We start from the raw sequence: 25,503 nt of genomic DNA, 5'->3' as shown, positions 1-25,503 counted from the left end.
GGGCGTTCGGCGCGGAGGGCAATGCGGTGACACCTTTACTGGAACTGAAGCGAATCAAGAAAAGCTTTCCCGGCGTGAAGGCGCTGGACGGCATCGATCTGGCCATTCAACGCGGCGAGGTGCACGCCCTGCTGGGCGAAAACGGCGCCGGCAAATCGACGCTGGTGAAAATCATGTGCGGCATCCATCAGCCGGACGAGGGCGATATTTTTATCGACGGCGAGCAGCGCCGCTTTAACAACTATCGCCAGGCGATCGAGGCCGGCGTCGGCATTATTTTTCAGGAATTCTCGTTGATTCCGTACATGAGCGCCATCGACAACATCTTCCTCAACCGGGAGATCAGGAACCGCTGGGGCCTGCTGGATCGGCGGGCGATGCGGCGCAAGGCCGAGGCGATCTTCAAGCGGCTGACGGTGGCTATCGATCTCGATTGCCCGGTGGAGCAGCTGAGCGTGGCGCAGCAGCAGTTCGTTGAGATCGCCAAGGCGCTGTCGCTGGAGGCGCGGGTGCTGGTGCTGGATGAACCGACCGCCACGCTGACGCCGGGCGAGGCCGAACACCTGTTCAGCGTGATGAACGATTTGCGGCTGCTGGGCGTCGGCATGGTGTTTATCTCGCACCACCTGGACGAGATCTTCACCATCTGCGATCGCATTACCGTGCTGCGCGACGGCGCCTACATCGAAACGCTGGCCACCGGCGACACCAACGTGGAAGAGCTGGTGCGGCTGATGGTCGGGCGCAAAATCGAGAACGCCTTCCCGGTGAAACAGCACCCGGTCGATACCGCGACGGTGCTGCTGGAGGCGGAGATCCAGCGCGAGAAGCACGGCGCGACCGACCGCTTCCACCTGCACAAGGGCGAGATCCTCGGCTTCGCCGGGCTGGTGGGCTCCGGGCGCACCGAGACCGTCTCGGCGCTGATCGGCGCCAGCCGCTGCCACCGTAAACGCGTCCGCCTCGGCGGCCAACCGGCGGCGCTGCGCTCCCCGGCGCAGGCGCTGGCGCAGGGCATCGGCCTGCTGCCGGAGAGCCGCAAAACCGAGGGCCTGGTGCTGCCGTTTTCGGTGGCGCAGAACATCACCCTCAACCGGCACCACCGGCGCGGCAAGATCTTCGTCAGCGCCCGCAAAGATCGCGACGTGGTGCAGCGGCTGATCCGCGCCGTGGGCGTGAAAACCCCGGATGCCGAGACCGCCGTCAGCACCCTGAGCGGCGGTAACCAGCAGAAGGTGGTGATCGCCCGCTGGCTCAACAACGACTGCAACATCCTGATCTTCGATGAGCCGACGCGCGGCATCGACGTGGGCGCCAAGGCCGAGATCTACCAGCTGATGCAGCAACTGACCCAGCAGGGCATCTCCATCATCATGATTTCTTCCGAACTGCCGGAGATCATCGGCGTGTGCGACCGCGTGCTGGTGTTTCGCGGCGGCCACATCGTTGCCGAACTGACCGGCGACGACATCGAATCCAACCACATCATGCTTCACGCGACCGGGAGTGCCTTATGATCGGAATTGAACAACCCGCCGTGGCGCGCCGCGCCGCCGGCCCCAGCCTCGGCAAGCGCTGGGAAAAACTGCTGCATCACCCGGCGGTTTTGCCGTTTATCGGCTTCGTTGTCCTGTTCGTGCTAATGAGCCTGCTGAACGACAGCTTCCTCAGCGTCAACAACCTGACCAACGTAGCGCGCCAGGTGTCGATCAACGCCATCATCGCGGTGGGCATGACCTGCGCCATCCTGACCGGCGGCATCGATCTCTCGGTGGGGCCGGTGATGGCGCTGGCCGGCTCGGTCGCCGCCGGGCTGATGCTGGCGGCGGTGCCGATCCCGCTGGCGATGGTGGCGGCGCTGGCGCTCGGCGCGCTGTTCGGCCTGGCCAACGGCGCCTGCATCGCCTACCTGCGCATGCCGCCGATCATCGTCACCCTGGCGTCGATGGGCATCGCCCGCGGCCTGGCGCTGCTCTATACCGGCGGCTACCCGATCTCCGGCCTGCCCGACGTCTTCTCGTTCTTCGGCCGCGGCACGGTGCTGGGCATTCAGGTGCCGATCCTGATCATGCTCGGTGTGTACCTGCTGGCCTGGCTGATGCTCAACCAGCTGCCGTTCGGCCGCTACGTCTATGCCATGGGCGGCAACGAAGAGGCGGCGCGCCTGAGCGGCATCCGCGTGCCGCGCTACAAGATGCTGGTGTACGTGATCAGCGGCCTGACCGCCGCGCTGGCCGGGCTGGTGCTGACCTCGCGCCTGATGAGCGGGCAGCCCAACGCCGGCGAAGGCTTCGAGCTGGACGCTATCGCCGCCGTAGTGCTGGGCGGGGCGGCGATTTCCGGCGGGCGCGGCGCCATCGTCGGCACGCTGGTGGGGGCGATGATGCTCGGGGTGCTCAACAACGGCCTCAATCTGATGAACGTATCGCCGTATATCCAGAACGTGGTGAAGGGCGGCATCATCCTGGCCGCCATCTACCTCAGCTCCGTGCGGCGCAAATAGGAGGCGCGATGTCAGTCTTTCTTGGCATAGACGTCGGCGGCACGGTGATCAAGGCCGGGCTGTACCGGGCAAGCGGCGAAGAGCTGGCAGTCGCCGAGCGCGACGGCGCGGCGATTGCCGCCCAGCCGGGCTTTAGCGAACGCAATATGGACGCGCTGTGGGATGACGTTTGCGCGGCGATCCGCCAGACGCTGCATGCGGCGGGGCTGGCGGCCGGGCAGGTGCGCGGCGTCAGCTTCTCGGCGCACGGCAAAGGGCTGTACGCCATCGACCGCCACGGCAAACCGGTCGGCAACGGCATCCTCTCTTCGGACAACCGCGCGGCGGCAACAGTGGCTGAGCTGCGCCGCGCCGGCGTGGACGCGCAGACCTACCCGCGCAGCCTGCAGCCGCTGTGGCCCAGCCACCCGGCGCTGCTGCTGCGCTGGCTGAAGCAGCGGCAACCGGCGCAGTACGCCGCCGTCGATCGCATCCTGATGGCGCACGACTACCTGCGCTTTCGCCTCACCGGCGAGGCGGCTGCCGAAGTGACCAACATCTCCGGCAGCAACCTGTTTAACCAGCGCAGCGGCGCTTACGATCCGGCGCTGATGGCGGCCTTCGGCATCGAAGAGGCGCAGGAGAAGACCGCGCCAACGATCGGCTCGGCGCAGCTGGCCGGGCGGGTGACGGCCGCTGCGGCGGCGCAGTGCGGCCTGCGAACGGGCACCGCGGTGTATGGCGGCCTGTTCGACGTGGTGGGCGCGGCGCTCAGCTCCGGCGTGGCCGACGATCGCACGCTCAGCGCGGTGGCGGGCACCTGGTCGATCGCCACCTGCGTGACCGAGCGCATCATTCCTGCCGACTATCCCTACGCCTGGGGGCGCTACTGCATCGACGGCCGCTATTTCGTGCACGAAGGCAGCCCGACCTCGGCCGGCAACCTGGCCTGGTTCCTGCGCCAGTTCTGCGCCGACGACCGACAGCGCTACGCCCAATTCAACGCCTGGGTGGCCGAGCGCCGCGAGCAGCCGAGCGGGCTGCTGTTCCTGCCTTATCTGTACGGCTCCAACCTCGGCGGCAACACGCCGGGCGGGCTGATCGGCCTGAGCGCCCACCACGAGATGGCGGACGTGGTGCAGGCGATCTACCAGGGCATCGTGTTCTCGCACCTGATCCATCAGGAGCGCATGGTGCAGCTGAACCCGCGCATCGAGCGGGTGCGCATGACCGGCGGGCCGACGCAGTCCGAGGTGTGGATGCAGATGTACGCCGACGCCGGCAACCTGCCGCTCGAGGTGGTGGAAACGCGCCAGAGCGGCTGCCGCGCCGCCGCCCTGTGCGCCGCCGTCGGCGCCGGGGAGTACGCTGGGTTTGCCGAGGCGATCGCCGCCGCGCCGCCCAAGCTGCGCTGTTATTATCCCGCGACCGCCGCCCACCGGCGCCTGCGCGCCCAGCAGGCGCGCTATCTGGCGGTCGCTCAGGCTTTGAGTGAGGTGACTGATGCAAACGACTAACGCCGCCTGTCTGGGGCTGTATGAAAAGGCGCTGCCCGCCGATCTGAGCTGGCCGCAGCGGCTGGCCACCGCCGCCGAGCTGGGCTTTGAATTTGTGGAGATGTCGATCGACGAACAGCCGGCGCGCCAGCAGCGGCTGGACTGGGATCGCCGCCAGCGGCTGGCGTTTATCCAGGCGCGGCTCGACAGCGGGGTGACGGTGCCGAGCCTGTGCCTGTCGGCGCACCGGCGCGATCCGTTCGGCAGCGCCGACGCCGCCACCCGCGAACGGGCGCGGGTGCTGATGAGCAAGGCGCTGGAACTGGCGACGGATCTCGGCATCCGCAACATCCAACTGGCGGGCTACGACGTCTATTATGAACCCGCCGATCGCCACAGCCGCGAGCGCTTTATCGAGGGCATGCAGTGGGCGGCGGCGCAGGCCGCCAGGGCGCAGGTGATGCTGTCGGTGGAGGTGATGGATACGCCGTTCATCAACAGCATCAGCAAATGGCGCGACATCGCCCGCCACGTTAACAGCCCGTGGTTCACGGTGTATCCCGATCTCGGCAACCTCAGCGCCTGGGGCAACGACGTCGCCGCCGAGCTGGCGCTGGGCATCGGCAGCATCACCGTCATACACCTCAAAGACACCGTCGCGGTGGGGCCGGGCAGCGCCGGGCAGTTCCGCGACGTGCCGTTCGGCGAGGGCTGCGTGGATTTCGCCCACGCCTTTTCCGTGCTCAACGCGCTCGGCTATCGCGGCCCCTACCTGCTGGAGATGTGGGCGCGCGAAGACGGGCAGGATAAGCAACGTATCGCCCAGGCCAAGGCCTGGATCGAACAACAGATGATCGAGGGAGGCATCGCATGCTGAACGAACTCAAGCGGCAGGTGCTGGCCGCTAACCTCAGCCTGCCGGCATACGGGCTGGTGACCTTTACCTGGGGGAACGTCTCGGCGATCGACCGCCAGAGCGGGCTGGTGGTGATCAAGCCTTCGGGCATCGCCTACGAGGCGATGACGCTGGCGGATCTGGTGGTGGTGGATCTGGAGGGCAAGGTGCGCGAAGGGCACCGCAAGCCTTCATCCGACACCGCCACCCACCTGGCGCTGTACCGCGCCTTCGCCGATATCGGCGGCGTGGTGCACACCCACAGCCGCAACGCCACCATCTGGGCGCAGGCCGGGCAGCCGATCCCGGCGCTGGGCACCACCCACGCCGACTACTTTTACGGCGACATTCCCTGCACCCGGCCGATGAGCGAGGCGGAGATCGCCGGGGATTACGAGGGGGAAACCGGCAAGGTGATTATCGAGACCTTCAAGCAGGCGGGGCGCGATCCGCAGCAGGTGCCGGGGGTATTGGTTTACTCCCACGGCCCGTTCGCCTGGGGCAAGGACGCGGCGGATGCGGTGCACAATGCGGTGGTGCTGGAAGAGGTGGCGATCATGGCGATGGCGACGCGCCAGCTGGCGCCGGCCATCGCCCCGATGCAGCCGGAGCTATTGGACAAACATTTCCTGCGCAAGCACGGCAAACACGCCTACTACGGGCAATAGCGCCCGTCAGCGATTCAACAGCGAGCCGGTGAAGAACTCTCTGCGCACCGGCAACTCGCCGCGCGGGCTGTTAATGGCGCTGAACAGCAGCTCCGCGGCGATCTCCCCCAGTTTCTGCGTATCGTGATACACACCCGGAATGTGCAGGCCGTAAGCGCCGGCGCGCGGCGGCTCGTCTATCGAAAAGAACTTCACCTGCTGATAGAGCCCCATCTCGTGGCAGATGGCGATGGCGCCCAGCGTGATGATGCCGTTCAGGCCGATGATGTAATCCGGACGGTTCTCCGGCTGCGCCAGATAGGCGCGCACTTCGCTTTCCTGCGAGGTGAAATCGTAGTCGCCGTTGATGATATGAATCTCACGGCCGCTGCCCTGCAAGGCCGCGACGATGCCGGCGGTGCGCGTTAAGGTGATCTCCGAATCCGCCGGGCCGCCGATAATCAAAAGCTTCTGCTCCGGCTGCTCCGCCAGATAGCGCCCGGCCAGCACGCCGATCTCGCGGTTATCGAGGAACACGCCGCTCAGCTGCTGATCGTAGAGATCGCGGTCGATCAGGATCAGCGGCACGCCGTACACCTCGGCCAGCTCGAGATAGGCGGGGCGGTAGCGCTTGTCGTCGCGCACCGCCGACAGCAGGATGCCGCGCGCCTTGTAGCCGAACAGCGCCTGAATGGCGCGCATTTCCGCCTCTTCGCTGCCGTCGGTGTCGAACAGCATGATCTGGTAGCCCTGCTGACGCGCAATGCGCGACACGGTCTTGATCAGGCCGGAATAGAACGGGTTGTACATGCTGCTGGTGACGATGCCGATAATCTGGCTGCTGCTGCTTTTCAGCCCCTGCGCGAACGCGTTGGGCACATAGTTCAGCTCTTTGGCGATGGCGTGAATGCGCTCGCGGGTTTCCGGCTTGACCAGCTCGGGCTTATTGAAGGCGCGGGAAACGGTGATATTGGTCACCCTGGCGCGGCGGGCGATATCCACGATAGTGGCATTGGGATTGGCTTTCGACACCGTCTTTCCTTGCGTTATGCCTCAACAGATCCCTTATTGTAGGGAAAGGGCGGGGGCGGTGCTAGGGGGGAGTTGGGGGGAGGGGGAAATAACAAAGTATAAATACATCCAATAATAAATTTTGTTGATTAATTTTTTATTTAATTATTTGCATGGGTATATTCTCTGGCCGGAAAGTTTGGTAAGGCGTATTCTATTGGGAGAAGGCTGCTTTGTACCAGGAGCAGAAATTACTAATGTCCTATCACAGATATTCTCAAGATAATCAGAAACGGACTGAAAGGTTCAGTCCTGTTGACTAAGGTATTGCCTACGTAACTACACCTCTCTCTGAGTAATATTAAATGAGTCTGAGGTATCTGTTAAACCTGTGGCGATTCAGTAGATGAATATGATAATAGTTTTCTGTACAATCTATAATCGCGATGATGATTCGCTTAACTCCGGATAAGATTATGAAAATTGTAAAAGATTCAAGCCTTTCTGATGAGTTTGAAGGATGGGGTGAAGATAAGGTTTATGAGTTTGATGATGGTACAAAGTGGAAACTAGCGTCTTACAATTACAGCTATTCTTACAGCTATCGTCCTAAAGCAAAGCTATTAATTGACGGCTCACGGTATTACCTGGAAGTAGAAGGAATGGGTAACCCTGTTGAAGTTGTCCAAGTTTACTGAATGTGGGCCGCTCCAGCGGCCTTTTTTATGCCCCTTTTTAATTCTCTTGCCATCTGGACGCAGAGATTATTTATCAAGTTATCAGTCAATTACCCCTGGTTTCTGTGCATAAATCCCATCAGGTACCCCACAGCAACCTCCTTCCGAGTTGATAGTCCACGCAGTGCGCCATTCGTGCTTTTTAACTTAGACGTATGAGCACATACGGAAATAATATCCAATTAAGATGAGAGGCAGATCGGAATTAATTATCTTGACTTTTTAATTCGCGCGGTTTCTAAAAACTACATGTCTGCTGTCGCTCATAGCCGCCCCTCAAATGCCGCCTATCAAAGCAATAAACCAGCGCCAGCAGCGCTGGAGCGATGGTGGTGAGAGGCTCTCATTGGGTGAAAACAATAATCCCCGCTTAAGAGCGAACGGGCCAACAACGCAGGCGATGCTCCCCACGATCGACTACCGATAACAACACCGCTAATCTAGCTGCGACTTTTTACCCCCCAACCCCCGCCACAACCCCGGCAACAGCGCCAGCGTCTCATCAATCAGCGTTCGCCGGTCATTGCCTGGCTTCCAGATGGTCACCATGGTTTGGCTGATCCCCTGGCTGCCCACTTCGGTGCGCAGTGTGTTAACGTTTTTCCACTGTTCGGCATGCATGTGCGTCGGCAGGAATCCCCAGCCGCAGCCCTGTTCGAGCAGGGCGCGCAGCATTTCCAGCTCGTTGGTAAATATTGTATGCCCTGAAATTTGCAGGCGGCGCGCCACGGGTTCGTCAGAATCCGGGTGCATGATCACCTGCGGCGCGAGCGAGAGCTCCAGCAGCGAAAGCGGCTGTTCCGCGTTGGGGAAAAGCGTTTCGGCGGCGTAAAAATCCATCTCTATCGCCCCTAAGGCGCGCCACTCCATGGTGTCGCCCACGCTGCGGTTGCGCGCCTGGCAGATGCCCAGATCGGCCTGGCCGTTTGCCAGCAGCCTTTCTGCCTCGTCGCGCGAGGCGTTAATCAGGCTCAGGCGCGTGTTTCGCTGGGCCATGGCGGCAATCAGCGCCTGCAGCAACGCGCGGGGGGTAAAGGGATCGTAGACCAGCGAGATTTCCTGCGCCGCGCTCTTGGGCACGTCTTTGGCAAATGCCTCAAACGCTTTCACCTGGCGCATAAGCAGGTGCGCCTGGCGCTGCAGCTGTTCGCCTTCCGGCGTCAGGTGCAGGCTGCGCCCCTCGCGCAGGAACAGCGCATAGCCCAGCCCATCCTCGAGAAAATCAATCAAATCGCGCAGCGTCGTGCGGTCTTTGCCCAGCTTGAGCGCGGCTTTCGCCAGGCTGCCGTGCTCGGCCACGGCGGTGAAGGCTTCCAGTTGGGCAAAGGAATAAATCAGGCTCGGCACGCGGTTCCCCCGTCGATTTTGCGGGGGATTTTCCCCCATCAGGCGTTTTTTATTATAGGCCGCGTTTTTTTAAGCTGAACGCCTTCCTGAGCTAAGCGAGAAAAATATGAAAAGCAAAGTGTTTAACTGCAGCCTGCTGGCGGGCGTTGTCATCAGTCTCTGCAGCGGCCTGTTGGCGCCCGCCGCGCTGGCCGCCTGTGCTGGCACCGAACTCAGCGCCTGTCCCGCGCCTTTCGATGCGCAATTGCCGGACACGCACAAAATGCTCACCTGGAGCCAGAGTGACCGGGTGATCGGTTTTCGTAACGACTACCGCAACTATGCGGGGGATGTGTTTCATCACGGCAATGCCATACCGCTGTTGGCTGCCGCTAAACAGCTAACGGACGCCAGCTATCGGGTGAATGGCAAAACCTACCACCTGCAGGATTACCTGCAGCGCCAGAACATCAGCGGCATGCTGGTATTGAAAGACGGCAAAATCGCCTGGAAATATCTGGGTGAAGGCAATACCGACGCCACCCTGTGGACGTCGCGCTCGGTGGGCAAATCCGTGGTCGCCACGCTGGTGGGCGTGGCGATTAAACAGGGCAAGATCCGCTCGCTCGACGATCTCATCACGCAATACGAACCCGATCTGAAAGGCACCGCGTGGGACGGCGTGACCCTCAGGCAGCTGATCACTCACACCTCCGGCGTGGCGTGGAATGAGGATTACACTAACCCGAAATCGGACTTCGCGCAGCTGACCGAGTGTGAAGCCAGGCCCGGTGCCTACGCCTGCGTGCGCAAGCTGGTAGCCGGTTTGCAGCGTGCGCATCCGGCCGGGCAGAACTGGTCTTACTCCTCCGGCGGCGCGTGGCTGCTGGGCGACGTGCTGGAGCGCGCCACCGGCATGCCGCTGGCGGCCTATCTGCAGCAAAGCATCTGGCAGCCCTACGGCATGGCCAGCGACGGCGTGTGGCATGCCTACGCGAAAGGCCAGCACGACGTGGGCGCGCACGGGTTCAACGCCACGCTGGAAGACTGGGGGCGCTTCGGTGAGTTCATCCTGCATAACGGGACGTTGCCGAACGGCAAACAGATCTTGCCGGCTGATTGGGTAGCCCAGTCTTCCAACTGGACGCGGGCGGCGGGCTCGGTGTCGGCGGCGCATCCCAACGGCATTTACGGATTCCAATGGTGGAACAACGAAGTGCCGGTGAATGCGACCAACGTCGAACCCGCTCCGCAGGCCTCCCTCAAACATTCCCTGTGGGCGCTGGGGATCTTCGGCCAGATGATCATGGTCAATCAGGCGGAGAATCTGGTGATCGTCCAGTGGTCTACCTGGCCGCAGGCGGAGCCTTCTTTCAGCGCGCAACCGCTGGAGGCCTCGCTGATGTTTAGCGCGATAGCGAAGGAATTGCGTTAACGTCGGCTGGGTAAGCAGGGGCTGGATGGCGGTTGCCATTTAGCCCCTGAGCGGTATATTCCATGTCTTCGACGTTGACCTTAGGGGAGTCTTAATTCTCTACAGGTAGTGGAGGCCAGTCACCACCGTTCTTAATTAACAACCCTTTTATCTTGTTAATTTTCTCTTTATCCTCGGCATCGCCTACCCCTCTATCTATAAAGCGTTGGAGCTGATTGCCCATAGTCCAACCAAACTTCCCTTTGATTTTACTATCCGCGCCTCTCTCCAACAGAAGTATAGTATGATCAAACGAACGAGAATCCAGTGAGCTTATTAACAAGGTGTTTCCCAATGAGTCCCTTGTATTTATATCCATACCATAATCCAGCATCATCTTTAACGTTTCAGTGTTTTTCGCGTCTAACGCTTCGAATATAATGGGTTGGTTGAATACCTTATCTTTTGCGTTTGGCGGTAAACCACCGTCGAGCATGGCCTTGATCCAAATTCCCTTGTCGGCTTTCATGACAAATTCCGCCGGGCTGCTTCCTCCTTCCGGTCTGGGCTGCAACGGGTCGGCACCCGCTTTAACCAGGTCGGTTATTATTTTCAGCCTTTCCGGCGTGTTTTTATCATAGATTGCGTTTAATACAGACCAAAACAACAGGGTCATGTCTGCCTTAACCGGTCGATTCAGTTCTTCCTTGCTTATAGAGGGAAGCTGCTCTTTCAGTTTCACCTCATCACCATCATAAATCAGCTGTGCGATGTCCAGCTGCCGACCTTCAAAAAAATCCTGTGGCTCATATTCCATGCTTTTGTTGCATCCATGCACCATGAGAACAGTAAACAGTAGCGCTATCGCCATTATCAATTTGCTCATGTTTTCCCCTGAGAATAGTGACATCCTCGTCTCTTCAATCAGTTTTATTGTGTGGTCTATAGCGTGTTTAGCTAAAGCCAGATGCCATCTGACAGCCTCAGTATAAATAACCGGCAGCTGTCAGATCAGCGTTGATGAAATTACTGCGCTTCCTTTGCCCCTTTCAAAAGCATGAGCTCGAGTATTTTCTTACACTGTTCATTGTATTCTGAGCCATCTTGGCTGTCTTTTATTTGCCGATTCACTGCTGTTAACAGCGAAAGATTGTTTATATTTACCGGGTTAGGATTCGCACCCCGATTGAGCAGTAGGATCATGTGCTCAAAGGCTGAGCTAAAAAAAGCATCCATTAATAAGGTTTGTTGTAAGGAGTCTCTGATATTTATATCCGCGCCATAATCCAGCATCACCTTTAACGTTTCAGTGTTTTTGGCTTTGATTGTTTGGAATACAATGGGCTCATTGAATACCTTATCTTTTGCGTTTGGCGGTAAACCGCCGTCGAGCATGGCTTTGACCCAAATCCCCTTGTCGGCTTTCATGACGAACTCCGCTGGGCTGCTTCCTCCTTCAGGTCTGGGTTGCAGCGGGTCTGCGCCAGCTTTTACCAGGTCGGTTATTATTTTCAGCCTTTCTGGCGTGTTTTTATCATAGATTGAGTTTAGCACCGACCAAAACAGCAGGGTCATGTCTGCCTTAACCGGTCGATTCAGTTCTTCCTTGCTGACAGAGGGAAGTTTCTCTTTCAGTTTCACTTCATCGCCATCATAAATCAGCTGTGCGATGTCCAGTTGCTGGCCTTCAAAAAAATCCTGTGGTTCATATTCCATGTTTTTTTTGCATCCTTGCATCATGAGAACAGTAAACAGTAACGCCATTGCCATTATCAACTTGCTCATATTCTCCCCCTGATAGTGGCGACATCCTCGTCTTTCTGATCTTCAATCAACTTTATAGTCTGGTCTATACCGTGTTTATCGAGCAGGGTTCCTGTCCCACCGGCAAGCGTGTGCGGTATGCCGGCGGCATCAGGCATCGCCAGCGATGACCACTCTTTTAAGGTGAAAGGCAATGCTACGCCCCAGGGTTTTTGTAACGAATCGGGCAGGGCATTTTTTATAAGCTCATAATCACTTTCGTTATTAACCTCCTGTAACGTGGTTAACAGCTCACCCTCCACTCGATAGGCCTGTATGTTCTTGGCTGAACCAATCATCTCAGCTCCGTATTTCCCTACAGTTCCACGATGGAGTCCGGCTGCATTAAACGTCCAGGTGGGTTTTCCACTGGTCATTGATGCTGCGGAGGCCATTCCGCCACCTAATGAATGACCAGAAATATCGACGCCGGAGGAGTTCTTTACTTGTAATCCTATTTTAACCGCCTGCTTATAATACTCGGAGTTTGCCCCCATCCCCTGAGCGCCATTATTTATCCAGTCATTCACATTTTTAACCCCTGATAAGTCGCCCTTAAGGGCCTTTTTGGCGGCGCTGCCGATTCCCTGCGGAAACTCTGGCGCTCTTGACCCTCTGAACACGACCGTCGGATTCATCTCTTTACCAAAAACACGGCTATCAGGTTGATATACCCTTGCCAAAAAATCCGGCGATTCATCCCTGTCAAAGAGCATATTTCTGTTTAGCCCAATTTTACTCAGGGCCGCATTATCGTTACTGATATCTTTCCAACCCTCGGGAACGCCGGGAGTCTCCTTTAGCGGATTCGTGGTCTTGTAGATATTCTCCGCCAGCTTTGCCTTCTCGACGGCGACATTGTTTGCCGCCAGGCGTTCCGATGCGATTCGGGCGTCCGGGTAGATACTCCGTTGCCCGCGGCCAATGAGATACTTTCGCTCCTGCCAGCGTTGTGCCTTGGTCAAGGGCCCTGACACGACCTGCTGTGCAGCTCTTCCACCTTGCGCCGGGATATCCGGGCCAAGGGCCGGTTTGGCCCGCGTGACTTGTGCGGGGAAGACGGACGGGCGCGCCCGGCGGCCGCCATAAGACTTCACGGCCTCTTCGTACCGTTTCACTATCTTGTCCACCGGGTAGTTGGGCTCTTGTCGCCCGTGCGGTATCAGGTAGCCGTCGATGTCGGCGTAAAAAGGCCCCATCGTCGCCAACACGCCGGGCCGGGTTTCGACCGCTACGACAACGCCGCTCATTAGGTCGTTCTGCACTCTTGCGCGCAGGTTAGAGCTTATTCCGTTTTGCGTAACGCCGACTTCATGGCGGATCCGTTCGCCACCGCGAAAACCAGAAAAAAGCGACAGAATGTCATTGTCCGGCATGTATGACAGCCTGTGACAGGCGCTGGTAGGGCTGACTATACGGGGGAATTCATCAGGTGAAATAATATCATCGGCGATATACAGCAGTTTCAAACTGGAAAACATAGTGTGTCTCTTCCTTTGCTTGCTGCGTCTTGACCTGTTCAGGCGGGCGCTCGCACTCCTTGCACTCGATGGCCCCCTGAGGGGCATGTTATCGAACGGCAGCCAGCGATAGCTAACGGCGCATAGGACACTAAATAAAGAATGATAACGGCTCAGGCCAATTTGTAAAGCCGGCCAACTATTAACTGGAAAGTTCTTGTTTTCCAAAGGCTGCTGTGGGTTTTTAACCCCGCCGATCAAACCGATAAACCAGCGCCAGCGCCAACGCCAGGAGCAACAGCGGCGGGGCAAGGGCGGTGAAGGGCGCGTTGAGGGCGAACAGCAACCCCAGATTGAGGACGATCTGGTAAGCGATGTAGGTCAGCAGCCCGATGATGACGCCGAGCGCTAATCGGCTGCCCATGCCGGGCGCGCGCGGGGCGGTGAAGGTAAACGGGATGGCCAGCAGAATCATCGCCAGCACCAGCAGAGGCTGGCCGAGTTTTTTCCACAGCGCCAGGCGGTATTCGGTGCTGGGTTGCCCAGAGCCCTGCAGATAATCGATATAGCGATCCAGCTGTTGGAGCGAGAAACTGCCCGCCGGCAGGGTCAGCTCTTTCAGGCTCGGCACGGCGAACAGCGAGCGCCAGAGCAGGCTATCTTGCCGATTAATCGTCTCCTTTCTGCCTTGCCAGCTTTTTTGCATCACGTTGTGCAGCAGCCAGTTGCCGTCGGCGGCGGTGCTGGCGCTGTCGGCGTAAATGTAAGATTCCAGCGCGCGGTTGGCCTGATAACGGAAGATCTCTATGCCGTGGGGCTGGTCGTTCTCATCGACGGTTTTGACCGTAACAAACTCGTTGCCGCGCCGCGCCCACAGCGGGTTAACGGTAACATCATTACTGTTCGACTGCGCCAGCGCGTTGTTCTTCATCTGCAGCGCGCGTTGCTGCAGCGGCGAAGCGGCCCATTCATCGAGGGCGCCGAGCGAGAGGTTCATCAGCAGCCCGGCGGCGAGCATCACCAGCGCGATGCGGAATATCGACATCCCGGCGGAGCGGATCGCCGTCAGCTCCAGAGTTTTCGACAGCTGCCCCAGCCCGACGATGCCGCCGAGCAGCGCGATAAACGGCCCCAGATCGACCAGGCTGCGCGGCAGGGTCATCACGGTCACCAGCAGCGCCTGCTGCCAGCGGTAGCCGCCCGGGGTCACATCCTCCAGCTCGTTGATCAGCGTAAAGGTGGTGAACAGCGGGATGAGCAACCCGGCCGCGGCGGCGAAGCCGATGAACACGTTGCGCATTAGGTAGCGGCTAAAAATAGTCATCGGGAGGGTTTCCGCAGCAGGGATAAGTCGCGCGCCAGCAGCAGAGCGATGCCGACAGCCATCGCTATCGGCACCAGCCAAACGCCGGGGATCGTCGGCAGAGAGCCGTTGGCCACCAGCGTGCGGCAAATGTTGCCGCCATAGAAAATCACGGTAAACAGCACCGTCAGGGGCAGCAGCGCGGCGTAGCGCCCCTGTCGCGGCTTGATGCGGCTCAAGGGGATCGCCAGCAGCACCATCAGCACGGTGGTCAGCCCGCGGCTCTCGCGCCATTGCAGTTCGGCGGCATCGCCCGGATCGGCGGAGCGCGCCAGCTCCGCCGGCGAGGCCGACTTGTGCCGGCTTTCGGCGCTGGGCACGAACGGTTTGAGCGCGATATCAAAGTTGTCGTAATTCTGCCCGTTGTCGTCGGCGCCCTCACGATCCAGCACATAGGCGGTGCCGGTTTTCAGCCGCACGGCGGGGCTGGCGGGGGAGGCATCGAGCACCTCCACCGACTGCGCGCGGTACAGGTTGGTGTGATGGCCGCCGCGCACATAAATCAGGGCGTCCGTCAGGTGGTTGGCCGTTTTGTCGACGTGATTGGCGAGGATCATGCGGCCGTTGCCGCTGACGTTGAATTTGTCGGCCTGCAGGTGGCTCACGTCCAGCACCGACTGCGACTGTTGTTGCAGCTGATAAATATTGGCGTACGCCCAGGGCCTGCCATACAGCGACAGCAGCGTGACCGCGATCGCCAGCGGCACGGCGAGCAGCAGCACCGCCTTGTACAGCCGCAGCGGGCTGGCGCCGGCGGCCAGCATGGCGGTGATCTCCGCATCGCTGTACATCTGGCTCAGCGCCACCGCCACCGAGACATACAGCGCGACGGGCAATATCATCTCCAGCGCGATCAGCGATTTATAGAACACCACGTCGGCCACCACCCGCAGCGCCAGCGTGCCGTTGGCGGCGTCGGTCAGGTAGCGCTGGGCGGAGTAGCTGGCGAACATGAAGATCAGAAACCCGGCGATCATCATCACCAGGCGGCGGATCTCAACCGTGATATAGCGTTCAATCAAAGGCATGCGTCATCGGCTCCCGGCGGCGTGCGCTTCATGGCGTCTCCTGCGCGATCAGCGCGTGCAGCAGGGCGATCACCTGGTCAACTTCCTGCGGGGTGAGTGCGCCGTCCTTCGCCCACTGCACGCGCCCGGCCTTGTCCAGCACTACGATGGTGGAGCTCTCCTCCGGCAGCCGCCAGGCCATGCGCCCCAGCCCGTCGCTGTCGACGATGAACTGCGCCCAGGGATAATGGCGCTTGTTTTTCTCGATCTTGCCGCGCACGAAGAAGCCGGAGCCCGGTATCGCGTCGTCGGTGTTGACGATGGTGGTCGGCTGGAAGCGATCGCCCGGCAGGTTCGCGTCCTTGACGGCGTTGATCAGCAGCGAGTTCTTCTTTTTGGCGGAGGTGCGCCCGGCGATGTACTGGATCACCCGCACCTTGCCCGCCAGTTTTGCGCTGTTCCATGGCCGGTAGCTGAAATCGCCGTTGCGCAGCAGCAGCTCGCCGCGATCGGCGATGGCGATCGGCGCCACCGGCCGGCCATGCACGAAGTTATGCGCCGGCGCCGCCAGCGGCGACAGCAGCAGGGCGAGGGCCAGCAAGCGAGGTAACGTCATCATGGCTACGGGCAACGCGCTTATCTGCCGGCCGCGACGGCCGACGGGGAAAACGACAGCGGAAAACGCGCCAGCAGCAGCTCCAGGCGCTGGCGGATGTCGATGTCCAGCGTCGCCGGCCGGTCATAGATATCGCCGCCGGCCAGCTTGTCCGCCACCATCACGTCGTGCCGGTCGCCCATCAGGCCGTTAATCGCCGCCAGGAAGCGCGAGATCTGCCGGGCCTCGCGGTTGTCCGGATCGATCGATCTCAGCGTGTCGTAAAACGATACCTGGCGGCTGACGATTTTGCGCACGTCGTGGAACTGATGCCCGGTCAGCGCCGGGCCGGCGATCAGCGTCTGCAGCTGGCGCATCTGCTCCTGGCGGTAGGCGATAAAGCCCTGTGCGCTTTCCAGGCGGGTGTGGCGCAGCGCATAGCGCACGTAAGACCATACCGGTTTGCTGAGCAGCAGCCGCAGCAGGTTGCCGTAAAGCGTCAGGTTCTTCTGGTTGCCGTTGCGAAACGCGTCCTGAAAATGGCCGAGTACCACGGTAGTGGTGTGGAACAGGCGGTTGGCGCGGTGGGGCGCGCCGTACAGCTGCTGGGCGAAGCGCAGGTGCTTATAGCGGGCGCGGATATATTTGTAGCGCATGCGCGTTGCCGCCGCCAACTGCGGGTCTTGCAGGAAACCGTTCACCAGTTGCAGCAGCTCGCGGCGGGAAAAGCCGTCTTCCCAAAACTGCAGGCACAGCGCGTAGTTGTCCCGGATGCTCTCGGGGGAGCATTCCAGATCGATCTGCTGCGGCAGGCTGATATTCGCCTCAACCAGGTCGTCCTCTTCCACGGCGACAAACAGCGCCTGGGTGGTTTCGGCGGAGAACTTCTTCCAATTCGTGTTAGCGGTCATTGATTACTCTCTTTGGGCACATTCAGCCCCAACATAAAGCGATTGCGGTAGGCGCCGATCGTCGGTATCAGGGATAACAGCACGTCTAAACATTGCCCCAGTAAATAAGCGAAGGCGGCGCCCTGCACGCCGAAGGCATACGCCATCGACACCAGCAGCGCAATGTAGGCCGCCGAGGCCGTCGCCTGCGCGATCAGGAAAGCGCGCTGCTTGCCCGCCATAAACAGCAAGGATTCCTGCGGGAAGCCCATCATCGAGACGATGATCGCGCCCAGCATGATTTGAATCAGGTCATAGGCTTCCAGGTATTGCTGCCCGAAGACCGCGGAAATAAGCGGCTTGCCCACCAGCAACATCAACACCGCGACGGCCAGACCGATGCCGCCGGCCAGCAACGAAGAGCGCAGGCCCAGCAGCCACGGGGTCTTGGTGCGCGGATCCAGACGCATGATCTCGGGATAGAAGCTTTTCTCCAGCAGCTTGGCCGGGGTGCCCGTCGCATCGAAGAAGGTCATGGCGATCTTGAACAGCCCGGCGGCGGCCGGCCCGAGCACCACGCCCACCAGCACGGTGGTGCAGGAGTTGCGCGCGGCCCAGATGGTGTGGGCGATGTTGGTGGTCCAGACGAAGTTCCAGGCGCCCTCGATGCGGCGCGCGACGTTGAACAGGCGCGGCCTCAGCGCGCCGTGGATATCGCGACGGCGCAGCTCGCGCGCGGTGAACCACCAAAACAGCGTGCCGCCGATCAGGTTAGAGGCGTACCAGGTGACGATGAAACCGGGGAACCCCAGATCGAAATAATAGGAGATGACGCTGCCCACCGCCTGCAGGAACGGCTTGATCGCCTGCTGGATGGCGATGAGATCGAAGCGGTTGAAGGCGCGCAGCACGCCGGTCGGCGTGGACGAGGTCATCGACGGGATCAGGGTGCAGTACAGCATGGCGAGCCAGAAGCTTTCGCTGTCCAGCCCCAGGGCGTGTGACAAGAACGGCAGCATGATCATGCCGCCCAGCACGGCGATGACGCCGCTGGCGATATCCAGGCCGAAGGAGAACGCGACGACGTCGCGGAAGCGCCCGGTATTTTGATGCTCCAGCGCCGGGGTGCCGAATTGCACCACAAACTGCCAGGTTTGGAATTTGATGAAATCGCTGACCGCTTTGGTATAGGCCTGGATCACCACCAGCACGCCGAACATTTCAGGCGACATGCCTTTACCGGCGCAGGAGAGCGCCAGCAGGCCAAGCAGTGCGCTGGCGACGCTGCCGGAGCCTAAATAGGCGGCATTACGTAAAATGGAACGAAACGCGCCATCGGAAAACCATCGTTTCATAACTTAAACCAGCCATCATCGTTATTTTTGTGCATCTTGTGTTCCGCACTCATGCGCTTGCCCTGTCTCTTTTTAATAAACCTGAGTTTCTTTACCGGCGTTTTCGCCGGGTTGCCCGATGTCGCTCTGTGGGCGCTTCGCGGGATTCACTACGGCGGAAATGGCGTTGAGCGCGTTGCTCAGCACCTCGTCGTAAGGGGCTCTTGCATCCAGCTCGATGATGCGCGCGCCGTTGTACTGCAGGCGCACCATGGCGGAAATCTTGTCTTTCAGCTCTTCATAGCTGTGATCGGGCTTGCGGGTAAACGCCGTATCGACGTCGATATCCAGGCGAATGATCAGCTCCGGCCGATAGACGGCCATGCGTTGATATAAACGGCGTTCGCGCGCCGCCAGGCGGCGCAATAGCCGGCCTTTTGCGCGTTCCACGCCGATGCCGGGCCCATCGTAGTAAAAACCGGAAATTTCCGCCTGCGGGTAGCGATCGCTGATCACCAGCACGCCGCTCTGCGCCAGCCGCCGCACCTTGCGCAGGTTGGCGGCGCGCCACAGCGAAAAGCCGTACATGATCAGCGCCGCCCACAGCGCCGGCGGCCTGTTGCTCATGCGCTGGGTTTTATCTGATTTGGCCGCCAGGCGCCGCTCCAGCCACACGCCGATGAACGGCAATTTCTTGATTTTGTCGCCGTCTTCGCCGGAGATCAGCCCTAAATAGCGGCGCTGCGTGGGGCGATGCTGCTGCAGGTTTTTCACCAGATCGGCGGTCAGCGTGGACTTGCCCGTGCCGTCGCTGCCCACCACGGCAATCAGCCCGGTGATGCAGCTCTGAGAGGTATCCTGCTCGGCAGTGAGTTTATTTTTTTTCATCTGTTTCGGTACGAAAAGGTTATTTGGCGGCTAGGCATTGGCGGCCCTCAGCGATATTTTAACGGCGCGCAGCGAAGCATCGAAAATATGCTTGGCCGGCTCGCGGCCGTCCAAATCCAATATGTTAGCGCCGTTAAACGTCAGGTGCGGGATGACGGCGATCTTTTCACGCAACGCCGCCAACGAGTGATCGGGTTTGCGTGAATAGGCCGTTTGCTCGTCAATATCCAACCGAATTAATAATAAGGGCTGATAAGACGCCATCCAGTGGTACAGACGTTGTTCGCGTTTTCTCAGCCAGCGTATCCAGCGATTGCCGCCGGCGGTTTTTGCCAGCTGCGGGCCATCGAAACGAAATCCAGCCACTTCGGCCTGCGGATAACGATCGGTAATCAGCAATGCGCCGCGGCGACTTTTCTTCAGCATGCGGCGGAATTTAAAAACGCGCCAATAGGAAAGTAAAAAGATCACCAGCGCCGTGGCATTATCCGGCGGCGTAGCAGGGCGATCGTGCACGCGCTGCGATTTCTTCAGCAAATAACGCCCGAAGGGCGCGCCAATAATCGGCAGCGAACTGATCCATTCGCCGATACGCCCGGAAGACTGGCCGAGATAAAGCAGTTCGGCAGGTTCTTGCGCCGATAAGGCCTCGACCAGACTGGCGGCCAGGGTGGATTTTCCCGAGCCGTCACAGCCGGTTATCGCTATTACGCGCACGGGCGAGCGATCAGATGAAGGTCTTATCTGCTGACTCACAATAATTAATCCAATGCGAAAAAAACTATTGTATTCCAATACGCCTTGGGTTCAAGATATTTATTGTGCTTTGCCGCGATAAAATAATGGGTTCGGTATTCCTGTTGGTTATTTGAATTGATATTTATGGCGTTCGTTCTTGTTATTTTGTGCTAATTGGCCGGGCGTGAGTCGGTTTCGCTTTTTATGTTAACTTTCGGCCTGGCTCACGGCGAAAAAAGAGCAGAGGTTTTCCATTTTCGCTTAATCTTTTGTGCGGTTTGGCACGGCGTCATGGCAATTATCTTCGCGCTGCCGTCGCGGCCGTGAGCGATATTTCGTTTCAAATAGGGCATGCCGTTTCTGGTGTATTGAAAGAGAGTCTGATTATGAATGCAAAATTTCCGCCGCTGATTGCGGTTATCGGCAGCGACGGATCGGGTAAGTCCACCGTTTGTGAACATCTGATCGAATATGTGAAACATTATGGCCCGGCGGTGCAGGTGCATTTGGGCAAACAGGCGGGCAACGTCGGGCGCGCGGCGGCGAAACTGCCGCTGCTCGGGCGCTCGGTGGGCAAGGCTATCGAAAGCAATACCAAAAAAGTCAAAACGAAGAAATCCCGCATCGGCCTGTTGCCGTCGGCGGTGATCATCGCCTTCGTGGGGCGGCGGCTGCTGCGGTTTCGCCGCATGCTGGCGTTTCGGCGGCAGGGGTATATCGTGCTGACCGACCGTTTTCCGCAGGCGCAAATCCCCGGCGCTTATGACGGCACGGTATTTCCCGTCGATGTTGAAGGCAGCCGTTTCGTCCGTTGGCTGGCGGCGCGGGAGCGGGCGGCGTTCCAGTGGATGGCGAAGCAAAAACCGGATCTGGTGCTCAAGCTGAATGTCAGTCTGGACGTGGCCTGCGCCCGTAAACCCGATCACCGCAAAGCGGCGCTGGAGAAGAAGATCGCCGTCACGCCGTTATTGACCTTCGAAGGCGCCGACATCGTGGATCTCGATGCCGATCGGCCGATCGAGGAGGTGCTTTCGGCGGCGGAAAAAGCCATCTCGGAATTTATGGCGGTGCAGGGGTATCGCTATTCGGCTGATGGGGCATCACCGGCTGCGCGCTGAGGCGCAGCAATTCGGCAGGGCGGCGATGGCGTTTTCGCCGCCGCCGCGGCCGAGAGGGAAGGCTTTATTTTTTCAGCGCCGCAAAGGCGTGCACGATGGTGTCTATTTCTTCATCGCTGTGCGCGGCATTGACGCTGCAGCGCAGCAGGGTGACGCCCGCCGGCGCGGCCGGCGGCAGCACCAGATTCACATACACGCCGTGGGCGATCAGCTCACGCCAGAAACGCAGGCCGTCCTCCTTCGAACCGATCATCACCGGCACTACCGGGCTGATGCGCGGCCCCAGGGTATAGCCCAGCTCGGCGAGGCCGTGATACAGGCGGTGCGCGTTGCTCCACAGTTTTTCCCGCAGCTCGGGCTGGCGCGCGATTTTTTGCAGCGCCGTGCGCACCGACGCGATGCTGGACGGCGACGGCGAAGCGGTAAAGATATACGGCCGGCTGCTGTAGCGCAGCACGTCCATCCCCTTGCCGCCGACGGCGAAACCGCCGATCGAAGCCAGGCTTTTGCTGAAGGTGCCCATGATGATATCCACGTCTTGCTCGACGCCCAGCGCTTCGGCCAGGCCGCGGCCGTGTTCGCCCATCACGCCGAAGGAATGCGCTTCGTCGACCAGCAGATACCCGCCCAGCCGCCGCTTGATATCGACGATTTCCACCAGCGGGGCGACGTCGCCCAGCATGCTGTAGATGCCTTCCACGATAATGAGCGCCTCGCGGGCGCGTTCGCCCAGGCGCACCATGCGGCGCTCCAGATCGGCGGCGTCATTGTGGCGAAAGCGAATAATCTCCGCGCCGCCGAGGGCGCAGGCGTCGTAAATGCTCGCGTGGCTGTCCGCGTCGATCAACACCACGGATCCCGGCCCCGCCAGCGTGCTGATGACGCCCAGGTTGGCGGTGTAGCCGGTGGAGAACACGATGGCGCTCGGGCGATCGAAGAATGCCGCCAGCTCCCGTTCGAGCGCCAGGTGCGATCCGTAGCTGCCGTTCGCCATGCGCGAGCCGGTGGTGCCGGTGCCGAGTGCGGCCAGGGCCGATTGGCCGGCGGCGATCGCCTGCGCATCGAACGTCAGGCCAAGGTAGTTATTGGTGCCGGCGAGGACAATCTTTTGATCGCCGATGCGCCCCTGAGTGGCGGAATAGACTTCGTCGATGCAGGTGCCGAACGGATTCAGGCCGGAGGTTTGAAACTGTTCGCGATCGCCCGCGAGCCGCGCAAACTTATCATACAGTCCCATGGTTTTTCTCCAGATAAGGGCGCAGCGCGTCAAGCAGTTGCTCAGGCGTTCTGACATCAAGCAATATATTGATCGGAATGGAGATATCTAATTCATCTTCCAGCATCATCAGCAGATCCAAGACTCTGATGGATTCCAGGCCAAGATCATTGACGAGATCGCTATCAGGTTTTATTTCCACTCCGCCTTCGACGATACCTTGCAAACACGTCAGGATATAATCCATTACAGCATCGCGATTTAGCATAAGAACGTTGACACACCTCTACTTGGAATAATTAAAACAGCCCTTCACGCAGCGCGCGTTCCAAACTCACCTGTGGAAACCAATTAATCTGTTGCGACAGCGCCTGATTGTTGGCGGACCAGTCTTGATGGGTTAATTCGCGTATTTTGCTGCGCGTCAGCATCGGCTCCTGTTTTATCAGGCGGTTCCACACCACGCTGATATCCGCCAGGGCTTTCAGCAGCGGCAGCGGAATACCCACCAGCCGCACCGGCCCGTGACGCACGGCGGCGCCGATGTCCCGCAGGCGCAGCCAGTCATAGCCTTCGGCCACGCCGTCGCACAGTTCGTAAATATTCGGCTGCGCGGGCTGCGCCAATAACCATTGGCCGACTGCCTTCGCCAAATCGCTCACGTGCAGAAAAGAGAGTCTGGCGTCAGGCGCGCCCAGCCGGGGCAGCACGCCGCGCAGCATGCCGTTGAACAGCGGTTTCAGTTCTTTATCGCCCGGCCCGTAAACCGCCGTCGGGCGGAAAATCCCCAGCGCGATCTCGCCCGAAGCGGCGATCAATTGCTGCTCGGCGGCCTGTTTTGAATGGGCGTACCAGGACAGCGCCGGATGGCGCGCCGCCAGCGACGACATGAACAAGAAACGATTGCAGCGGCCGTTTTGCCTGGCCGCCTGCATCAGGTTCAGGCTGCCGGTCACGTTGCAGCGGGTGAACACTGCTTCCGCATGTCCGCGCACCTGGCCCGCACAGTGCACGACGCACTCGGCGCCGCGCACCAGTTCGGTGAGCGAAGGCCGATCTTCCAGCGCGCCGGGGATCCACTGCAGGTTGTCCGCGGCGGCTTTGTCGGCTTGCCGCGTCAGGGCGCGCACGCTAAACCCTTGCGCCAGCAGTTCCCGGACGATATGCCGGCCGATAAAGCCGGTCGCGCCCGTCACCGCCACGGTGCCGCTCATTGCGCGAAACCGGCCAACTGCGGCATTTGCGGGTAGAGCGAAGCGCTCAGCCAGCGTTTCTTGGCTTCGGCGCGGGCGGGTTTGCCCGACGACGTGCGGGGAATGCTGTGCGGCGGCAGCAGCTCGATGTCCACCGCGATGCCGAATTCGCTTTGAATGCGCGCGCTCAGCGAATGCACGATCTGCTCCCGGCGCTCTTCCGAACTGACTCGGCATTGGATCTGCAAAATGATCCTGGCCGCTTCGTCGTGTTCTTCGGTCACGAAGGCGATCGCATCGCCGGAACGGATTTCCGGTTCGGATTCCGCGACGTACTCGATATCCTGCGGCCAGATATTGCGGCCGCGAATGATGATCAAATCCTTCTTACGGCCGGTGACGTACAGATAGCCGTCCAGCAGGTAGCCCAGATCGCCGGTATCCATCCAGCCGGTCACCTGAATTTGCTGCTGGGACTCAGCATCGCAAAAATAGCCGTTCATCAGGCTGGGGCCGGAAATCGTGATATGGCCGACCTGGCGCTCCGGCAGCGGTTGCCCGGTTTCGCTGCGGATCTCGATGCGGTGGCCGGGCAGCGCACGGCCGCAGTTGACGAAGGTCGAGACGGCGCGGGTTTTTTTGCCCGGCGCGACCGCTTTACCCTCGTACTCCAAAATATCGCGGTCGACCGCGTTGGTTTGCGGGCCGGAGCAAGGATCGGAAAAGCTCACCGCCAGGGTGTTCTCGGCCAGCCCGTAGCACGGCATGAAGGCTTTGCTGTCGAAGTTGATGCTGCTGAAGTGTTCGCCAAACTGGCTGAGCAGCTCGGCCGGGATCGGCTCGGCGCCCACGCCGGCGACCCGCCAGCTGGAAAGATCCAGATCGGCCAGCTCTTTGGCGTTGCTGCGGCGCAGACACAGATCGTAGCCGAACGGCGGGGCGACGGACACCGTGCCGCGATTCTTGGCGATCAGTTTCAGCCACTGCATCGGGCGCATGGCGAAATCTTGCGTGCGCAGATAATCGACGGACAGCTGGGTCGCCACCGGCGTCAGCAGGAAACCGACCAGGCCCATATCGTGATAGAAGGGCAGCCACGACACGCAGCGATCGCCCGCGCGCAGCTTGATCCCGTCGCGACTGATCGCATTCAGGTTCGCCATCGCCGCCCGCTGGGTGATGATCACGCCGCGCGGGAAGCGGGTGCTGCCCGAAGTGTATTGGAGATAGGCGATATCGTCGGGCGAAGGCGCCGGCAGCGCGATCTCCGGCTCCGGCAATGCGTTGAAATCCGCGTCGCTGAGGATGTGCATCGCTGACGCGTTTTCCGTGGCGGAGGCGATGAGCGGCGTCCACTCTTCGCTGCTGATGATAGCCGCCGGGTTGCAGCTGGCGATCAGCCCTTTCAGTTTGGCGGTGTAGGAGTCGCGCTGGCCCACGCCCATCGGGATCGCCAACGGCACCGCCACCAGGCCGGCATATTGGCAAGCGAAAAAGGCTTCGACGAACCCCGCGCTGGTTTCGGCGATAAGCGCCACGCGATCGCCTTTCTTGAGCTTCAGGGACAATAAACGCCGCGCGCCCGAGATCGCTTTTTGCTGCAGCGTGCGATAATCGAGAACGGTCACGAGTTGATTGCGCCGATCGTAAAAATTCATTCCCGTATTACCGAGCGCCGCGTAATCCAACGCGTCCACTAAAGTGGGGAAGTCCGCATAGCGCATGGGAAGAGAATGAACGGAACTTGTTTCAGACATAGACAAACTTAGCCATAGATTAAAAATCACCAAAAGAGTTAAATCACTCTTGGCGAGGTAATTGATGTTTTACTATGAATAGGTTTTGAATAAGTTTGTTATTCAACCATCTTCATTCCGCGAATTGCGTATA

General features: G+C 59.9%; 24 protein-coding genes. 8 read left to right on the top strand and 16 right to left on the bottom strand.

Translation table 11 applies throughout. The annotated features are described in order from the left end of the window. Positions 1-26 precede the first annotated feature (26 nt). Genes SERRSCBI_RS15915 through araD form a run of 5 tightly spaced genes read left to right on the top strand, consistent with a single transcriptional unit; the run spans position 27 to position 5,541 of the window. The gene (locus tag SERRSCBI_RS15915; protein WP_042785040.1) at positions 27-1,517 is read left to right on the top strand and encodes a sugar ABC transporter ATP-binding protein; all 1,491 of its coding nucleotides are present in this window, start codon (positions 27-29) and stop codon (positions 1,515-1,517) included. Next, positions 1,514-2,503, top strand: a complete 990-nt coding sequence (locus tag SERRSCBI_RS15910) for an ABC transporter permease (protein WP_042785039.1) — start codon at positions 1,514-1,516, stop codon at positions 2,501-2,503. Before SERRSCBI_RS15915 ends, SERRSCBI_RS15910 begins: the two co-directional genes overlap by 4 nt. An 8-nt stretch (positions 2,504-2,511) precedes the next feature. After that, positions 2,512-3,999: an FGGY-family carbohydrate kinase gene (locus SERRSCBI_RS15905; protein WP_042785037.1), complete on the top strand. Its 1,488-nt coding sequence runs from the start codon at positions 2,512-2,514 to the stop codon at positions 3,997-3,999. Beyond that, positions 3,986-4,855: an L-ribulose-5-phosphate 3-epimerase gene (locus tag SERRSCBI_RS15900; RefSeq protein WP_042785036.1), complete on the top strand. Its 870-nt coding sequence runs from the start codon at positions 3,986-3,988 to the stop codon at positions 4,853-4,855. The genes SERRSCBI_RS15905 and SERRSCBI_RS15900 overlap by 14 nt, the downstream gene beginning before the upstream one ends. Beyond that, the gene (araD, locus tag SERRSCBI_RS15895; RefSeq protein WP_042785035.1) at positions 4,849-5,541 is read left to right on the top strand and encodes an L-ribulose-5-phosphate 4-epimerase; all 693 of its coding nucleotides are present in this window, start codon (positions 4,849-4,851) and stop codon (positions 5,539-5,541) included. The genes SERRSCBI_RS15900 and araD overlap by 7 nt, the downstream gene beginning before the upstream one ends. 6 nt (positions 5,542-5,547) lie before the next feature. On the opposite strand, the gene SERRSCBI_RS15890 is transcribed toward araD, so the two are convergent. Continuing rightward, positions 5,548-6,552 carry a LacI family DNA-binding transcriptional regulator gene (locus SERRSCBI_RS15890; RefSeq protein ID WP_004935582.1) on the bottom strand — a complete coding sequence of 335 codons (1,005 nt, stop codon included), beginning with the start codon at positions 6,550-6,552 and terminating at the stop codon, positions 5,548-5,550. 455 nt (positions 6,553-7,007) lie between these two features. Between SERRSCBI_RS15890 and SERRSCBI_RS24260 the strand changes: the two genes are divergently transcribed. Further along, complete coding sequence (locus SERRSCBI_RS24260) at positions 7,008-7,229, top strand: hypothetical protein (RefSeq protein WP_071883565.1); 222 nt, start codon at positions 7,008-7,010, stop codon at positions 7,227-7,229. Between the two features lie 474 nt (positions 7,230-7,703). On the opposite strand, the gene SERRSCBI_RS15885 is transcribed toward SERRSCBI_RS24260, so the two are convergent. Beyond that, positions 7,704-8,615, bottom strand: coding sequence for a LysR family transcriptional regulator (locus SERRSCBI_RS15885; protein ID WP_042785033.1), 912 nt, complete (start codon positions 8,613-8,615; stop codon positions 7,704-7,706). A gap of 106 nt (positions 8,616-8,721) precedes the next feature. On the opposite strand from SERRSCBI_RS15885, the gene SERRSCBI_RS15880 reads away from it, so the two are divergent. Further along, a complete protein-coding gene (locus SERRSCBI_RS15880) occupies positions 8,722-10,029 on the top strand; it encodes a serine hydrolase (RefSeq protein WP_042785032.1) in 1,308 nt (435 codons plus the stop codon). A 91-nt stretch (positions 10,030-10,120) separates the two neighbouring features. Here the strand turns inward: SERRSCBI_RS15880 and SERRSCBI_RS15875 are convergent, their stop codons facing one another. The 10 genes from SERRSCBI_RS15875 to SERRSCBI_RS15830 all read right to left on the bottom strand — a co-directional run bounded on the left by SERRSCBI_RS15875 (position 10,121) and on the right by SERRSCBI_RS15830 (position 20,104). Further along, positions 10,121-10,894: an ankyrin repeat domain-containing protein gene (locus SERRSCBI_RS15875; RefSeq protein ID WP_042785758.1), complete on the bottom strand. Its 774-nt coding sequence runs from the start codon at positions 10,892-10,894 to the stop codon at positions 10,121-10,123. 140 nt (positions 10,895-11,034) lie between these two features. Beyond that, complete coding sequence (locus SERRSCBI_RS15870) at positions 11,035-11,793, bottom strand: ankyrin repeat domain-containing protein (protein ID WP_042785031.1); 759 nt, start codon at positions 11,791-11,793, stop codon at positions 11,035-11,037. Then, complete coding sequence (locus SERRSCBI_RS15865; protein WP_042785030.1) at positions 11,790-13,292, bottom strand: hypothetical protein; 1,503 nt, start codon at positions 13,290-13,292, stop codon at positions 11,790-11,792. Before SERRSCBI_RS15865 ends, SERRSCBI_RS15870 begins: the two co-directional genes overlap by 4 nt. A 223-nt stretch (positions 13,293-13,515) precedes the next feature. Then, positions 13,516-14,595: an LPS export ABC transporter permease LptG gene (lptG, locus tag SERRSCBI_RS15860; RefSeq protein WP_033651887.1), complete on the bottom strand. Its 1,080-nt coding sequence runs from the start codon at positions 14,593-14,595 to the stop codon at positions 13,516-13,518. Continuing rightward, entirely contained in the window at positions 14,592-15,662 is a 1,071-nt protein-coding gene (lptF, locus tag SERRSCBI_RS15855; protein ID WP_042785029.1) for an LPS export ABC transporter permease LptF, read from the bottom strand. Before lptF ends, lptG begins: the two co-directional genes overlap by 4 nt. 28 nt (positions 15,663-15,690) lie before the next feature. Beyond that, the gene (locus tag SERRSCBI_RS15850; protein ID WP_042785757.1) at positions 15,691-16,257 is read right to left on the bottom strand and encodes a YtfJ family protein; all 567 of its coding nucleotides are present in this window, start codon (positions 16,255-16,257) and stop codon (positions 15,691-15,693) included. A 20-nt stretch (positions 16,258-16,277) separates the two neighbouring features. Then, a complete protein-coding gene (locus tag SERRSCBI_RS15845) occupies positions 16,278-17,147 on the bottom strand; it encodes a hypothetical protein (RefSeq protein WP_033643767.1) in 870 nt (289 codons plus the stop codon). Continuing rightward, a complete protein-coding gene (locus tag SERRSCBI_RS15840; RefSeq protein WP_004935553.1) occupies positions 17,144-18,481 on the bottom strand; it encodes a lipopolysaccharide biosynthesis protein in 1,338 nt (445 codons plus the stop codon). Before SERRSCBI_RS15840 ends, SERRSCBI_RS15845 begins: the two co-directional genes overlap by 4 nt. Before the next feature lie 72 nt (positions 18,482-18,553). Beyond that, positions 18,554-19,348: a hypothetical protein gene (locus tag SERRSCBI_RS15835; RefSeq protein ID WP_042785027.1), complete on the bottom strand. Its 795-nt coding sequence runs from the start codon at positions 19,346-19,348 to the stop codon at positions 18,554-18,556. Positions 19,349-19,378: 30 nt separating this feature from the next. Further along, positions 19,379-20,104, bottom strand: a complete 726-nt coding sequence (locus SERRSCBI_RS15830) for a lipoprotein (protein WP_033643765.1) — start codon at positions 20,102-20,104, stop codon at positions 19,379-19,381. 368 nt (positions 20,105-20,472) lie between these two features. Here SERRSCBI_RS15830 and SERRSCBI_RS15825 point away from each other — a divergent pair, with 368 nt between their 5' ends. Next, positions 20,473-21,204, top strand: a complete 732-nt coding sequence (locus SERRSCBI_RS15825; protein ID WP_042785026.1) for an ATP-binding protein — start codon at positions 20,473-20,475, stop codon at positions 21,202-21,204. A 64-nt stretch (positions 21,205-21,268) separates the two neighbouring features. Here the strand turns inward: SERRSCBI_RS15825 and SERRSCBI_RS15820 are convergent, their stop codons facing one another. From SERRSCBI_RS15820 to SERRSCBI_RS15805, 4 genes are read right to left on the bottom strand one after another with little or no spacing between them, the layout of a single operon-like run. After that, complete coding sequence (locus SERRSCBI_RS15820; RefSeq protein ID WP_042785024.1) at positions 21,269-22,441, bottom strand: aminotransferase class I/II-fold pyridoxal phosphate-dependent enzyme; 1,173 nt, start codon at positions 22,439-22,441, stop codon at positions 21,269-21,271. Next, positions 22,428-22,688 carry an acyl carrier protein gene (locus SERRSCBI_RS15815; RefSeq protein ID WP_015378483.1) on the bottom strand — a complete coding sequence of 87 codons (261 nt, stop codon included), beginning with the start codon at positions 22,686-22,688 and terminating at the stop codon, positions 22,428-22,430. Before SERRSCBI_RS15815 ends, SERRSCBI_RS15820 begins: the two co-directional genes overlap by 14 nt. A gap of 31 nt (positions 22,689-22,719) precedes the next feature. Continuing rightward, the gene (locus tag SERRSCBI_RS15810) at positions 22,720-23,634 is read right to left on the bottom strand and encodes an NAD(P)-dependent oxidoreductase (RefSeq protein WP_042785023.1); all 915 of its coding nucleotides are present in this window, start codon (positions 23,632-23,634) and stop codon (positions 22,720-22,722) included. Beyond that, positions 23,631-25,370, bottom strand: coding sequence for a fatty acyl-AMP ligase (locus SERRSCBI_RS15805; protein WP_033643761.1), 1,740 nt, complete (start codon positions 25,368-25,370; stop codon positions 23,631-23,633). Before SERRSCBI_RS15805 ends, SERRSCBI_RS15810 begins: the two co-directional genes overlap by 4 nt. Positions 25,371-25,503 lie beyond the last annotated feature (133 nt).

This window comes from Serratia sp. SCBI (genome assembly GCF_000747565.1).
Taxonomy (GTDB): domain Bacteria; phylum Pseudomonadota; class Gammaproteobacteria; order Enterobacterales; family Enterobacteriaceae; genus Serratia; species Serratia ureilytica.
The sequence above is the reverse complement of the archived record's forward strand: the minus strand, read 5'-3'. Positions and strand labels throughout refer to the sequence as shown.